Below are 13,117 nucleotides of genomic sequence, written 5' to 3' on the forward strand. Positions count from 1 at the left end.
CCTCGATATGGAACAGAATAAAGGTTTTTGGTATGCCGACTGGTCGTTCCCGATCTTCGTTGGCCTGCTCTCCTCCGGCGTCTTCGCCGGGACACACATGTACTACCTGTACGGCATCGGCGCGTTTAACGAAGTGGCCTTTGTGGCGATGCTGAAAGCGGGAATGGATACCGGCGTGTACGGCGCGGTTGCCGCGTTTGGCGCCAGCTTCCTGTTCGCGCGCATCATTGAAGGGTCGCTGGTCGGTATCCTGGATATCGGCGGGGCGATCCAGACCGGCGTAGGCCTGGGTGTACCGGCGCTGCTGCTGGGCGCGGGGATTATGTTCCCGGTGACCAACTTTATCGCCGCCCTGATAACCGGTCTGGTGATTGGCCTGGCGATTGGCTACGTCATCATTCTGGCGCGTAAGTTCACCATCAACCAGAGCAACTCCACCTACGGCGCAGACGTGATGATGGGCGCGGGTAACGCCTCCGGCCGCTTCCTTGGGCCGTTGATTATCCTCAGCGCCATGACCGCCTCCATTCCGATCGGCGTGGGTTCACTGCTGGGCGCACTGCTGTTTTACATCTGGCAGAAGCCGATTACCGGCGGCGCCATCCTTGGTGCGATGTTGTTGGGCTGGCTGTTCCCGGTCGCCCTTTAATACCCGCGGGCGCTTCGGCGCCCGCTCCTTCAGGAGATACGCATGTTTGATTTACTCCTGCGCCGTGCGCGCCTTACCGACGATACCCTGACCGATATCGCCATTCAGGACGGGAAAATCGCGGCGCTGGGCGAAATTGACGCTCCCGCACGTAAAACGGTCGAGCTGAACGGCGATGTGTTTGTCAGCGCCGGATGGATCGATTCTCACGTTCACTGCTACCCGAACTCCCCCATTTACCACGACGAGCCGGACAGCGTTGGCATTGCCACCGGCGTCACCTCCGTGGTAGACGCGGGCAGTACCGGAGCCGACGACGTTGACGATTTCTACGCGATTACCCGCAAGGCCACAACCGAGGTCTTTGCCCTGCTGAACATCTCCCGCGTTGGGCTAATCGCCCAAAATGAACTCGCCAATATGGCGAATATCGACGCCGGGGCAGTGAAGCAGGCGGTAACGCGCCACCCTGATTTTATCGTTGGCCTGAAGGCGCGCATGAGCAGCAGCGTGGTGGGCGACAACGACATTATGCCGCTGGAGCGCGCGAAAGCCATTCAGAAAGAGAACGGCGATCTGCCGCTGATGGTGCACATCGGCAACAACCCGCCGAACCTCGATGAAATTGCCGAACTGCTGAGCAGCGGCGATATCATCACCCACTGCTACAACGGCAAGCCGAACCGCATTCTGACCCCCTCTGGCGAGCTGCGCGCCTCCATCACCGCCGCCCTGAAGCGCGGCGTGCGACTCGACGTTGGCCACGGCACGGCGAGCTTTAGCTTTGAAGTGGCGAAACGCGCCATCGCGATGGGCATTCTGCCGCACACCATCAGCTCGGATATCTACTGCCGCAACCGCATCAACGGTCCGGTCGGCTCACTGGCGAGCGTGATGTCGAAATTCCTCGCCATCGGTATGTCGCTGCCGCAGGTGATCGCCTGCGTGACCGAAAACGCCGCCGACGGCCTGCGCCTGACGCGCAAAGGGCGCATTCAGCCGGGTCTCGATGCCGACCTGACGCTCTTCACCGTTAAACGTCAGCCGACGCTGTTGACCGATGCTGAAAACGACAGCCTGCAGGCTGAACATATTCTGGTGCCGCTTGCCGCTATCCGCGCGGGCAAGGGCTACATGACCGAACAAGGGAGCACGGAACATGCCTTCGATTTTTGAAAAGTACAATTTAAAGCAGGTTATCAACACCTCTGGCCGTATGACGGCGCTGGGTGTCTCCACGCCGCGCCCGGAAGTGGTGCAGGCGGCAATGGACGGCATGAACCACTACTTCGAGATGAAAGATCTGGTGAACAAAACCGGGGAGTACATCGCAAAGCTGCTGGACGTGGAAGGGGCGACGGTGGTTTCGTGTGCGTCTGCGGGTATCGCGCAATCCGTGGCAGCGGTGCTGGTCAAAGAGAGCGACTGGCTGCTGGAAAACCTGCACATCACCCCGATTGAGAACAATGAAATCGTCCTGCCGAAAGGGCACAACGTCAACTTCGGCGCGCCGGTCGGCACCATGGTAGCGCTGGGCGGCGGCAAGCTGGTGGAAGCCGGCTACGCGAACGAATGCTCTGCCGACCAGCTGGCAGCGGCGATCACCCCGCGTACGGCGGCGATCCTCTATATTAAATCTCACCACTGCGTGCAGAAAAGCATGCTCAGCGTCGAGCAGGCGGCGGTAGTCGCCCGTAAACACGCTCTGCCGCTGATCGTAGATGCCGCCGCGGAAGAAGATCTGCATGTCTATTACCGCTCCGGCGCGGACCTGGTGATCTACAGCGGCGCGAAGGCAATCGAAGGCCCGACCAGCGGCCTGGTGATCGGCAAAACCCAGTACGTCGAGTGGGTGAAACGCCAGACGGCGGGCATTGGCCGCGCCATGAAGGTGGGTAAAGAGGGGATCCTCGGCCTGACCTGCGCCATCGAACACTACCTGACGGCGACGAAAGAGAGCGGCGCGGAGATGGTGGCGAAGATGACACCGTTTATCGATGCGCTCAACACCCTGAACGGCGTCACGGCGCGCGTAGTCTGGGACAGCGCCGGACGTGATATCGCCCGCGCAGAAATTAAGTTTGACGAAGCCATTACCGGTGTCGGCACCGGTGACCTTGTGCACGCCCTGAAGCAGGGTGAATACGCCATCTACTTCCGTGGTTACAAGGCCAACGAAGGGATTATCGAGGCGGACGTGCGCAGCGTGAATGCTGACCAGCTGAATATTGTGTACCGCCGCATTAGCGAAGTAGTAGGACAGGAGAAAAACGCATGAAACTGACCCCCAATTTTTACCGTGACCGCGTCTGCCTGAACGTGCTGGCAGGCTCCAAAGCCAACGCCAGCGCCATCTACGAGGCGGCGGAAGGCCACGTTCTGGTGGGCGTGCTCTCCAAAAATTATCCGGACGTAGACAGCGCGGTCGCCGACATGCGCGAGTATGCCGCGCTTATCGATAACGCCCTTTCCGTGGGGCTAGGGGCGGGCGATCCGAACCAGTCTGCAATGGTGAGCGAAATCTCCCGTCAGGTGCAGCCGCAGCACGTTAATCAGGTCTTTACCGGCGTCGCCACCAGCCGTGCGCTGCTGGGGCAGAGCGAGTCCGTGGTGAACGGCCTGGTCTCGCCAACCGGCACCGTCGGCATGGTCAAGATCTCCACCGGCCCGCTGAGCAGCGCGGCACCGGATGGGATCGTCCCGGTTGAAACCGCCATTGCCCTGCTGAAAGATTTCGGCGGCAGCTCCATCAAATACTTCCCGATGGGCGGTCTGAAGTGCCGCGATGAGTACCAGGCGGTGGCGCAAGCCTGCGCCCGTCACGACTTCTGGCTCGAGCCGACCGGCGGCATTGATCTGGAAAACTTTGAGGCGATCCTGCAGATTGCTCTGGACGCGGGCGTGAGCAAGATCATTCCGCATATTTACAGTTCGATTATCGATAAAGCCAGCGGCGATACGCGCCCGGAAGATGTGCGCACGCTGCTGGAGATGACGAAGAAGCTGGTTAAGTAATCTTTACCCCTCACCCCGGCCCTCTCCCCAAAGGGGAGAGGGTGTCATCGTCCCCTCTCCCCTTTGGGGAGAGGGTTAGGGTGAGGGGCACAAACCGCACAAACCCAAAGGAGCCACCATGCACACCCGCAATCTGCTCGTCGCTTCACTCTCGTTACTCGCTACTACCGCCGTCGCCCAGACGCAGTACGCCTGGGTGGGAACCTACAACCCGAACGGTGAAGGGCTGTACCGCTTTACCCTCGACCCGCAAACCGGTGCGCTCGCGAACAAAACGCTGGTGAGCAAACTGCCGAACGCTGCGCAGCTGACCGTCTCGCACGACGGCAAAACGCTCTATCTGGCAAGCGAGGTGGAGCAGGGGGTTGTGCAGGCGCTGCGCATTGGTGATAACGGCGATCTGAGCGAGTTAAATCAGGTGGCTTCCGGCGGCGCGGGGCCGGTCTATCTCTCCCTGACGCCGAACGGTGAGCATCTGCTGGTGGCGAACTACGTGAGCGGGTCAATCGCCGTTTTACCGGTGAAGGCGGACGGCAGCCTGGGTGAGGCCACGGATACCCACCAGGATAGCGGTGAACCCGGTGCGGCCAAACCCGAGGCAGCAGTGGAAGGCAGCTTCGCCATTAGCGATCACAATGGTCCCCATGCGCACATGATCGCCGCCGATCCGAGCGGGAAGTACGTGTTTTCCACCGATCTGGGGCTGGATCGGATCTACCAGTACCGTTTCGACGATCAAACCGGCAAGCTGACGCCCAACGATCCGCCGTTCATTAACGCCTCCTCGAAAGGGGCCGGGCCGCGCCACTTCGTCTTCACGCCAAAAGGCGATGCCCTGTGGCTGATTAACGAAGAGGCCTCGACGCTGACCCATTACGCGGTGAACAGCGACGGCCAGCTCAAAGAGGGCAAAACCCTCTCCGCCCTGCCGGAAGGTTACAAAGGCACCAGTTTTGCCGCCGGGCTGGTATTAAGTGCTGATGGAAAGCAGCTCTACGTGGCTAACCGATTGCATAACAGCATCGGGCACTTTACCGTAACAGCCGATGGCACGCTGACGCATCAGGACGACGTCTGGACGCGGGGTGATTATCCGCGCACCCTCACGCTTGATAAGCAGGGACGCTGGCTGTACGTCATGAACCAGCGCAGCGATAACATTACCCGTTTCCGCGTGGCGCAGGACGGCAAGCTCCGCTTCGAGCCGGACTATACCCCGGTCGGCAGCCCATCCCAGATGGTCATTTCACCTTAAGCTGTAAGAGGACATCCCCGTGCGATTCCCGAACCAACGTTTAGCGCAACTTTTCGACCTGTTGCAAAACGAGACGCTGCCGCAGGACGAACTGGCGCAGCGGCTGTCGGTCTCCACGCGAACCGTCCGTGCTGATATCACCGCCCTGAACGCGCTGCTGGCGAGCCACGGCGCGCAGTTTATTCTGAGCCGTGGCAATGGCTATCAACTTAAAATTGACGACGCCGAGCGCTATCAGCAACTGCAGTCATCTCACCCGCGCGCGCTGCGTATTCCGCGAACCGGGCCGGAGCGGGTGCACTACCTGGTGGTGCGTTTTCTTACCTCGGCTTTTTCCCTCAAGCTGGAAGATTTGGCCGATGAGTGGTTTATCAGCCGTGCCACCCTGCAAAGTGACATGGTTGAAGTTCGGGAATGGTTTACCCGCTATAACCTGACGCTGGAGACGCGTCCGCGCCACGGTATGAAGCTGTTTGGCAGCGAGATGTCCATTCGCGCCTGCCTGACCGATTTGCTGTGGGAACTGGCGCAGCAGGACGGCCTGAATCCGCTGGTCACCGAGGTGGCGCTGAACGCGGGCGTTCCGGAACAGCTGGTGGCCGTACTCCACGATACGCTGACCCGCCATCACATCCGCCTTACCGATGAGGGGGAGCTGTTTGTCCGCCTCTACTGCGCGGTGTCGGTACGTCGCATCAGCGAAGGCTACCCGCTGCCGGAGTTCAGCGCGGAAGATGTGGAAGAGAACGTGCGGGATGCCGCAAAGGATATTGCCGCGGCGATAGCGCTTCTGGCGGATAAAGCGCTGGCCCCCTCCGAAGAGAACTGGCTCTGCGTGCACCTTGCGGCGCGCCAGATCCAGGATATCGCCCCCAGCGCCATCAATGCCGACGACGACGAAGCGCTGGTTAACTATATTCTGGGTTATATCAACACCCACTATAACTACAACCTGCTCAGCGATGCCCAGCTGCATGCGGATCTGCTCACGCACATCAAGACCATGATCACCCGGGTGCGTTATCAGATCATGATCCCCAACCCGCTGCTGGATAACATCAAACAGCACTACCCGATGGCCTGGGATATGACTCTGGCCGCCGTGTCGAGCTGGGGCAAATATACCCCCTATGTCATCAGCGAAAACGAAATTGGTTTTCTGGTGCTGCATATCGGCGTGGGGCTGGAGCGTCACTACAATATCGGCTACCAGCGCCAGCCGCGGGTGCTGCTGGTATGCGATGCCGGTAACGCGATGGTGCGAATGATCGAAGCGGTGCTGCAGCGCAAATACCCGCAGGTGGAGGTAACCCGCACCGTGACGCTGCGCGAGTACGAGCAGAGTGAGGCCATCGCCGAAGACTTTGTTATCTCTACCGCGCGTATCAGCGAAAAAGCCAAGCCGGTGGTGCAGATCGCCCCCTTTCCGACCGATTATCAACTGGAGCAGATTGGCAAGCTGGTGCTCGTGGACCGCACCCGCCCGTGGATGCTGGAGAAGTATTTCGACGCCGCTCATTTCCGCATTATTGACCAGCCCATCGACCAGCAGACGCTGTTCCGCCAGCTGTGTGAACAGCTTCAGTCAGAAGGCTTTGTTAACAGCGAATTTCTCGACTCGGTGATTGAACGTGAAGCCATCGTCAGCACCATGCTGGGCGATGGCATAGCGCTGCCGCACTCGCTGGGTCTGCTGGCGCAAAAGACCGTGGTCTATACGGTGCTGGCCCCGCAGGGGATCCAGTGGGGGGATGAAACCGCGCACGTTATCTTCCTGCTGGCCATTAGCAAAAGCGAGTACGAAGAGGCGATGGCGATCTACGATATTTTCGTCACCTTTTTACGCGAGCGGGCGATGGCGCGGCTGTGCGGCTGCGGTGATTTTGCGGCATTTAAAACGGTGGCGGTGGAGTGCCTGAGCCGCTTTTAACGCAGATTATGAACGACCTGATTGCTGCTGCCGCGCCAGATCAGCGCCGGGTCTTTTAAATCCTGCACAAATTTGCCGTCCACCAGCACGTTAATTAGATCCACCACTTCCCGCTGGGCGTCGTTCAGCTCATCCAGCTTATAGCCCGTCCAGACCCAGATGTCTTTGCCGCTGCAATCGCGGTGGATTCGCTTCACCAGCTTCAGGATCTCCGGCACATTCTGCGGGTGAAGGGGGTCACCGCCGGAGAGGGAGATCCCCTGGCGGTGAATGCGCTTGTCGTTCAGATCCTTGATGATCTGATCTTCCATCTCTGCCGTAAACGGCATGCCTGAGTTCAGACGCCAGGTGCTTTTGTTGTAACAGCCGGGGCATTCGTGAACGCAGCCTGCCACAAAGAGCGTGCAGCGGGTGCCGGGGCCGTTGACGATGTCGACGGGGTAGTACTGATGATAATTCATAGGTTTAACCTGATGCCCTCACCCCGGCCCTCTCCCACAGGGAGAGGGAGAAAACCGGCGACAGGCATAACAACGTGCTCGATCGGTTCCCTCTCCCTTGAGGGAGAGGGGTAGGGTGAGGGGGAGAACCCGGTAAAAACTCAACCGAGCTGCCCATTCCCCAAATGCTTCACGCGGCGCTTCACCTCTTCCTGCTTCCCGGCGTTGAACGGACGCGCATCCGGGCTGCCAAGATAGCCACACACACGGCGGGTGACGGACACCCGGGCGGCATCGTGGTTACCGCATTTCGGGCAGGTGAAGCCTTTGCTGGTGCACTCAAACTCACCGGTAAAGCCGCACTCATAGCACTCGTCGATTGGCGTGTTAGTGCCGTAATAGGGCACATGCTGATAGCTGTAATCCCACACGTCTTCCAGCGCCTTCAGGTTGTGCTGAATGTTCGGGTACTCGCCGTAGCAGATGAAGCCGCCGTTGGCGATGGGCGGGTAGGCCGCTTCGAAGTCGATCTTGTCGTACGGGTTCACCTTCTTCTCCACGTCAAGGTGGAAGCTGTTGGTGTAATAACCTTTATCAGTTACGCCGTCGACCACGCCAAACTCCGCGGTATCCAGGCGGCAGAAGCGATCGCAGAGGTTTTCGCTTGGGGTGCTGTAGAGGCTAAAGCCGTAGCCGGTTTCGTCTTTCCACTGGTCAACCGCGTCGCGCAGACGCTGCACAATCGCGACCCCCTTGGCGCGCAGGGCCGCGCTGTCATACATGTGCTTGTCGCCAAACAGCGCGTTAATGGTTTCGTGAATGCCGATATAGCCCAGCGAAATAGAGGCACGGCCGTTTTTGAAGATCTCCGCGACGTCGTCATCCGCTTTCAGGCGCACGCCGCATGCCCCTTCCATATAGAGAATGGGGGCGACGCGGGCTTTTACCCCTTCCAGACGGGCGATACGGGTCATCAGGGCCTTACGCGCCAGGGTCAAACGGCTCTCCAGCAACGACCAGAACGTCGCTTCATTACCCTTCGCCTCCAGCGCGATGCGCGGCAGATTAAGGCTAATCACGCCCAGGTTGTTACGCCCGTCGTGGATCTGCTCGCCGTTTTCATCTTCGTACACGCCAAGGAAGCTGCGGCAGCCCATTGGCGTTTTGAACGAGCCGGTAACCTTAACGACCTGGTCGTAGTTGAGGATGTCCGGGTACATGCGCTTACTCGCGCACTCCAGCGCCAGCTGTTTGATATCGTAGTTGGGATCGCCAAACTTATGGTTCAGGCCGTCGCGAATGGCGAAGACCAGCTTCGGAAACACCGCCGTTTTGCGGTTCTTGCCAAGGCCCGAGATGCGGTTGCGCAGAATCGACTGCTGGATCAGGCGCGACTCCCAGCTGGTGCCGAGACCAAATCCGAAGGTGACAAACGGCGTCTGACCGTTAGCGGTGTGCAGGGTGTTCACCTCATATTCCAGCGACTGGAAAGCGTCGTAGCACTCTTTCTCGGTGCGGGAGTGCGCGTAACCCTCTGCATCCGGGATCTGCCACTCCTGGGCGACTTTGCGGTGCTTCTCAAAGCTTGCCGTTACGAACGGGGCCAGCACTTCGTCGATGCGGTTGATGGTGGTACCGCCGTAAATATGGCTGGCCACCTGGGCAATGATTTGTGCGGTGACGGCGGTGGCGGTAGAGATGGATTTTGGCGGCTCAATCTCGGCATTGCCCATCTTGAAGCCCTGGGTCAGCATCCCTTTCAGATCGATCAACATGCAGTTGAACATCGGGAAGAAGGGAGAGTAATCGAGATCGTGATAGTGGATCTCGCCGCGCTCATGCGCCTGCACCACGTCACGCGGCAGCAGGTGCTGACGGGCATAGTGTTTGGCCACGATCCCGGCCAGCAGATCGCGCTGAGTGGGGATCACTTTGCTGTCTTTGTTGGCGTTTTCGTTCAGCAGGGCCGGGTTGGTCTGCTCCACCAGGCCACGGATCTCCTGGTTCAGGCGGCCACGCTTCTCGCGCTGGATATCACGGTCATGGCGATACTCAATGTAAGCGCGCGCCAGCTGCTTATAGGGGCCGGACATCAGCTGGTTTTCCACCGCCGTCTGAATCTCATTGATATCGACCTGGCTGCGGCCGTTCATCTGGTTACAAACGACGTCTGCGACGGTGGCGCAATAATCTGCGTCATCGACTCCCGCTGCTTTAGCTGCACGCAGAATAGCTTCCTGAATGCGCTCTGATTTGAACGGCACTTTACAGCCATCACGTTTCATCACATGCGGTGTCATGATCACTCCATTTTATCTATTTATAACTACCGGTTATCCACAGAGGTGGAGAAGTATGCACTGGGCGCAATGGCACAGGGCCCAGCGACTTCCCGCGTTACCCACAGTTGTTATCCACAATTTCTTGTCATCTTGTTGTTGAAAGCATAGATGCTTAATACAAGATGTGGGGTTGGCGTGCATTTTAAGTGCTACATATAGTGATTTGCATCAAACATGTTTGCGATTTATTTGATTCAGGACAAAGCAAAAAGACGAGCGTACAAATGGCGGGCGTTAGGACGATTGTAAATATGCAGAGAATAAAGCTGATTAAATATTCAACAAAAACAGCATAATAAGCCGGGGTAATTATTACACCCGGCCTTCTGGTTTATGACTGCAGCCACCATACTGCTTCAAACGGGCGCAGCGTCATGGCAGCAGGATGGCTGGCCGTTTCGCTATAGTTGCTTATCACCGTCTGCCACTCCCCCTCTGCGGCCTCGGGCTGCCAGGACTGGCATGTCCGGCTCAGGTTGGCGACCACCATCAATGTTTGCCCCTGCCACTGACGGCGATAACACCAGAGGGAGGGATGCTCGGGCAGCAGGTCCTGATAATCGCCCCAGGTCAACACCGGCATCGCTTTGCGCAGGGCGATAAGCCGCTGGTAGGTATAAAACACCGAATCGGGATCGTTAAGCGCCGCCTGCACGTTGATGTCGTGGGTGTTATCGCACAGGGCAATCCAGGGTTCGCCCCCGGTAAAGCCCCCATTGAGGCTGGCATCCCACTGCATCGGGGTACGGCTATTGTCGCGGGATTTGCTCGCCAGAATCGCCAGCAGCGCGTCCGCATCGTGTCCGGCGGTGCGCAGCCCGGCAAACATATTGTGGCTCTCTACGTCGCGATAGTCGGTAATGCGGGTAAAGTGCGGGTTGGTCATCCCAATCTCTTCACCCTGGTAGATGTATGGCGTGCCCTGCATGCCGTGCAGCACCATCGCCAGCATCTTCGCCGCCGGGACGCGATACTCGCCCTCGTCGCCAAAGCGGGAGACGATGCGCGGCTGATCGTGGTTACACCAGAACAGCGCATTCCACGCCCGGTTGTGCATCCCCTGCTGCCAGTGACGGAAAAGAGCTTTGAGCGCCACGTAATCGGGTTGTGCCAGGGTCCACTTCTCGCCGTTGGGATAATCCACCTTCAGGTGGTGGAAATTAAAGGTCATGGACAGCTCGCGCCCGTCCAGCGCGGCATACTGCTGGCAGTGCTCCAGCGTGGTGGAGGACATCTCACCCACCGTCATCAGGTTACGCGGCGTAAAGACGTCGCGGCTCATCTCCTGCAAGTAATCATGAATGCGCGGCCCGTCGGTATAGAAACGACGCCCATCGCCCACCTCGTCGTCCGGGAAGGCCTGGTCCTTCGACACCAGGTTAATGACGTCGAGGCGCAGCCCGTCCACGCCGCGATCGGCCCAGAACGCGCAGACTTTTTTTAGCTCGTTACGCACCGCCGGATTTTCCCAGTTGAGATCGGCCTGCTCAGGGGCAAACAGGTGCAGGTAGTACTGCTCGCTCTCCGTATGCCAGCGCCAGGCATTGCCGCCAAATTTAGAGCGCCAGTTATTGGGGAGCTGATCCGGGGTGCCGTCGCGCCAGATATAAAACTGTCGGTACGGACTCGCTTTGTTGAGCGACTCGCGAAACCAGGCGTGCTGCGTGGAGGTGTGATTGAAGACCATATCCAGCACGATGCGAATGCCGCGGGCGTGGGCGCCGGCGACCAGCTCATCAAAATCATCCAGCGTGCCGTAAGTCGGGTCGATGGCGGTATAGTTCGCCACGTCGTAGCCGTTATCCACCTGCGGGGAGATATAAAACGGGGTGAGCCAGATGGCATCAACGCCCAGCGTTTGCAGATAGTCGAGACGCTGCGTCACCCCGCGCAGGTCGCCGGTGCCGGAGCCGGTGGTGTCCTGGAAGCTTTTTGGATAGATCTGGTAGATAACGCCGTTTTGCCACCAGTGGGGAAGGGTAGTCATAATACGTTCCTGCAAATGCGAAGGGGCGCAAGGGCGCCCCGAAAAGAGTTAAATAATCTGCAGCGTGCCTTGACGGAACTTGCGCTGATACATCACGGTGGTTAACGCCATGGGCACGATAATAGCCACCGCCATCGCCAGCGCGAACACCTGCCAGAAGTCTGGCTGAATGGAGAGGATACCCGGCAGCCCGCCCACGCCGATGCCGTTCGCCATCACGCCGTTCAGGCCGCACAGCAGCGCCGCCAGACCTGACCCGATCATGGCGCACAGCATTGGGAAGCGGTACTTGAGGTTGATGCCGTACATCGCCGGTTCAGTGACTCCCAGATAGGCAGAGATGGCCGCCGGAACCGAGATTTCGCGTTCGTTATGTTTGCGGCTCACCAGAATAATGCCGGTCACTGCCGAAGCCTGTGCGATGTTCGACAGGGCAATCAGCGGCCACATCGGGGTACCGCCCATGCTTTGAATCATCTGCATATCGATAGCGAGGGTGGTCTGGTGCACGCCGGTAATAACCAGCGGCGCATACAAGAAGCCAAACAGCGCGGCGCCCACCGGGGCGAAGCTGCCGATCATCAGGTGACGCATCGCCCAGGCGACGCCGTCGCCGATCATCCGGCCAAACGGGCCGATAAAGGCATGCGCGAGGAAGACCGCCAGAATCAACGACGTGACCGGCACCACCACCAGATAGAGGTAATCGGGCACCATGCGTTTTAAACGGGCTTCAATCATGCCCAGCGCCAGACCAGCCAGCAGCGCCGGGATCACCTGCGCCTGATAGCCCACTTTAGCGATGGTGAACAGGCCGAAGTTCCAGACTTCCGGCACCTGCTGACCCAGTAAGTAAGCGTTCATTAACTGCGGAGAGACCAGCGTGATGCCCAGCACGATCCCCAGAATGGGCGTCCCCCCCATCTTGCGCACCGCCGACCAGCAGATGCCCACCGGCAGATAGAAGAAGATGGCTTCGCCGATCAGCCACAGGAAGTCATTGATGCTTTGCAGCGTCGGGTAGAGCTGGACCAGGGTCTTGCCGTCGCTCATCGGCACATCGCCAATCACGTTGCGGAAGCCCAGAATCAAGCCGCCGCTGATTAACGCAGGCAGCAGCGGGAAGAAGATTTCGGCGAAATGTGAAATGAGCTGTTCATGCCACTTCATATTCTGTCGCGCCGCTTTTTTGGCCTGCTCTTTATCCGCTGACGCATGGCCGGTCGTGGCGAGCAGGGCTTTGTAGTAATCCCCCACCTCGGTACCAATCACGACCTGGAACTGCCCGGCATTGGTGAAGCACCCTTTCACCATCGACAACTCTTCAATGGCCTTGGGGTTGGCTTTGGCCGGATCGTTCAGCACGAAGCGCAGGCGGGTAATACAGTGGCTGACGGTGGCGATGTTTTCACGTCCACCAACCAGTACGATCAGCTGATCAATATCGTCTTGTTTTACTTTACTCATCATGAAGCCTCATGACACAGGTGTAGGGAAGG

At 58.8% G+C, this 13,117-nt stretch carries 10 protein-coding genes; 6 read left to right on the plus strand and 4 right to left on the minus strand.

The features are described 5' to 3' along the window. The first annotated feature begins 7 nt into the window (after nucleotides 1–7). The 6 genes from B3B59_RS05990 (at nucleotide 8) to B3B59_RS06015 (ending at nucleotide 6,849) form a co-directional block, all read left to right on the plus strand. On the plus strand, nucleotides 8–649 hold the full coding sequence (locus B3B59_RS05990; RefSeq protein WP_006179056.1) for a DUF4310 family protein: 642 nt from the start codon (nucleotides 8–10) through the stop codon (nucleotides 647–649). 42 nt (nucleotides 650–691) lie between these two features. Then, on the plus strand, nucleotides 692–1,825 hold the full coding sequence (locus B3B59_RS05995; RefSeq protein WP_286808368.1) for an amidohydrolase/deacetylase family metallohydrolase: 1,134 nt from the start codon (nucleotides 692–694) through the stop codon (nucleotides 1,823–1,825). Continuing rightward, a complete protein-coding gene (locus B3B59_RS06000; protein WP_286808369.1) occupies nucleotides 1,809–2,927 on the plus strand; it encodes a DgaE family pyridoxal phosphate-dependent ammonia lyase in 1,119 nt (372 codons plus the stop codon). The genes B3B59_RS05995 and B3B59_RS06000 overlap by 17 nt, the downstream gene beginning before the upstream one ends. Beyond that, nucleotides 2,924–3,664, plus strand: coding sequence for a 2-dehydro-3-deoxy-phosphogluconate aldolase (gene dagF, locus B3B59_RS06005; protein ID WP_286808370.1), 741 nt, complete (start codon nucleotides 2,924–2,926; stop codon nucleotides 3,662–3,664). The genes B3B59_RS06000 and dagF overlap by 4 nt, the downstream gene beginning before the upstream one ends. Nucleotides 3,665–3,782: 118 nt before the next feature. After that, a complete protein-coding gene (locus tag B3B59_RS06010) occupies nucleotides 3,783–4,919 on the plus strand; it encodes a lactonase family protein (protein ID WP_286808371.1) in 1,137 nt (378 codons plus the stop codon). Nucleotides 4,920–4,938: 19 nt separating this feature from the next. Next, nucleotides 4,939–6,849, plus strand: coding sequence for a BglG family transcription antiterminator (locus tag B3B59_RS06015; RefSeq protein WP_040077433.1), 1,911 nt, complete (start codon nucleotides 4,939–4,941; stop codon nucleotides 6,847–6,849). Here B3B59_RS06015 and nrdG read toward each other — a convergent pair. The 4 genes from nrdG to treB all read right to left on the minus strand — a co-directional run bounded on the left by nrdG (nucleotide 6,846) and on the right by treB (nucleotide 13,085). Next, nucleotides 6,846–7,310 (minus strand): anaerobic ribonucleoside-triphosphate reductase-activating protein, encoded by a 465-nt coding sequence (gene nrdG, locus B3B59_RS06020; RefSeq protein ID WP_286808372.1) that lies wholly within the window; start codon nucleotides 7,308–7,310, stop codon nucleotides 6,846–6,848. The genes B3B59_RS06015 and nrdG overlap by 4 nt on opposite strands. Nucleotides 7,311–7,450: 140 nt before the next feature. Further along, nucleotides 7,451–9,589, minus strand: a complete 2,139-nt coding sequence (nrdD, locus tag B3B59_RS06025) for an anaerobic ribonucleoside-triphosphate reductase (protein WP_286808374.1) — start codon at nucleotides 9,587–9,589, stop codon at nucleotides 7,451–7,453. A 373-nt stretch (nucleotides 9,590–9,962) separates the two neighbouring features. Continuing rightward, nucleotides 9,963–11,618, minus strand: coding sequence for an alpha,alpha-phosphotrehalase (gene treC, locus B3B59_RS06030; RefSeq protein WP_286808375.1), 1,656 nt, complete (start codon nucleotides 11,616–11,618; stop codon nucleotides 9,963–9,965). Between the two features lie 48 nt (nucleotides 11,619–11,666). Beyond that, a complete protein-coding gene (treB, locus tag B3B59_RS06035) occupies nucleotides 11,667–13,085 on the minus strand; it encodes a PTS trehalose transporter subunit IIBC (RefSeq protein WP_046886521.1) in 1,419 nt (472 codons plus the stop codon). Between the last annotated feature and the right edge of the window lie 32 nt (nucleotides 13,086–13,117).

It is taken from the genome of Leclercia sp. UBA2479 (genome assembly GCF_002341985.1).
Lineage (GTDB): Bacteria > Pseudomonadota > Gammaproteobacteria > Enterobacterales > Enterobacteriaceae > Enterobacter > Enterobacter pneumoniae.

What these genes read in the sequence shown, in the direction of transcription:
- B3B59_RS05995 (WP_286808368.1), top strand. Translation starts at nt 692, where the DNA reads ATGTTTGATTTACTCCTGCGCCGTGCGCGCCTTACCGACGATACCCTG.
- nrdG (WP_286808372.1), bottom strand. Translation starts at nt 7,310, where the DNA reads ATGAATTATCATCAGTACTACCCCGTCGACATCGTCAACGGCCCCGGC.
- B3B59_RS06010 (WP_286808371.1), top strand. Translation starts at nt 3,783, where the DNA reads ATGCACACCCGCAATCTGCTCGTCGCTTCACTCTCGTTACTCGCTACT.
- nrdD (WP_286808374.1), bottom strand. Translation starts at nt 9,589, where the DNA reads ATGACACCGCATGTGATGAAACGTGATGGCTGTAAAGTGCCGTTCAAA.
- treC (WP_286808375.1), bottom strand. Translation starts at nt 11,618, where the DNA reads ATGACTACCCTTCCCCACTGGTGGCAAAACGGCGTTATCTACCAGATC.
- treB (WP_046886521.1), bottom strand. Translation starts at nt 13,085, where the DNA reads ATGAGTAAAGTAAAACAAGACGATATTGATCAGCTGATCGTACTGGTT.
- B3B59_RS06000 (WP_286808369.1), top strand. Translation starts at nt 1,809, where the DNA reads ATGCCTTCGATTTTTGAAAAGTACAATTTAAAGCAGGTTATCAACACC.
- B3B59_RS05990 (WP_006179056.1), top strand. Translation starts at nt 8, where the DNA reads ATGGAACAGAATAAAGGTTTTTGGTATGCCGACTGGTCGTTCCCGATC.
- dagF (WP_286808370.1), top strand. Translation starts at nt 2,924, where the DNA reads ATGAAACTGACCCCCAATTTTTACCGTGACCGCGTCTGCCTGAACGTG.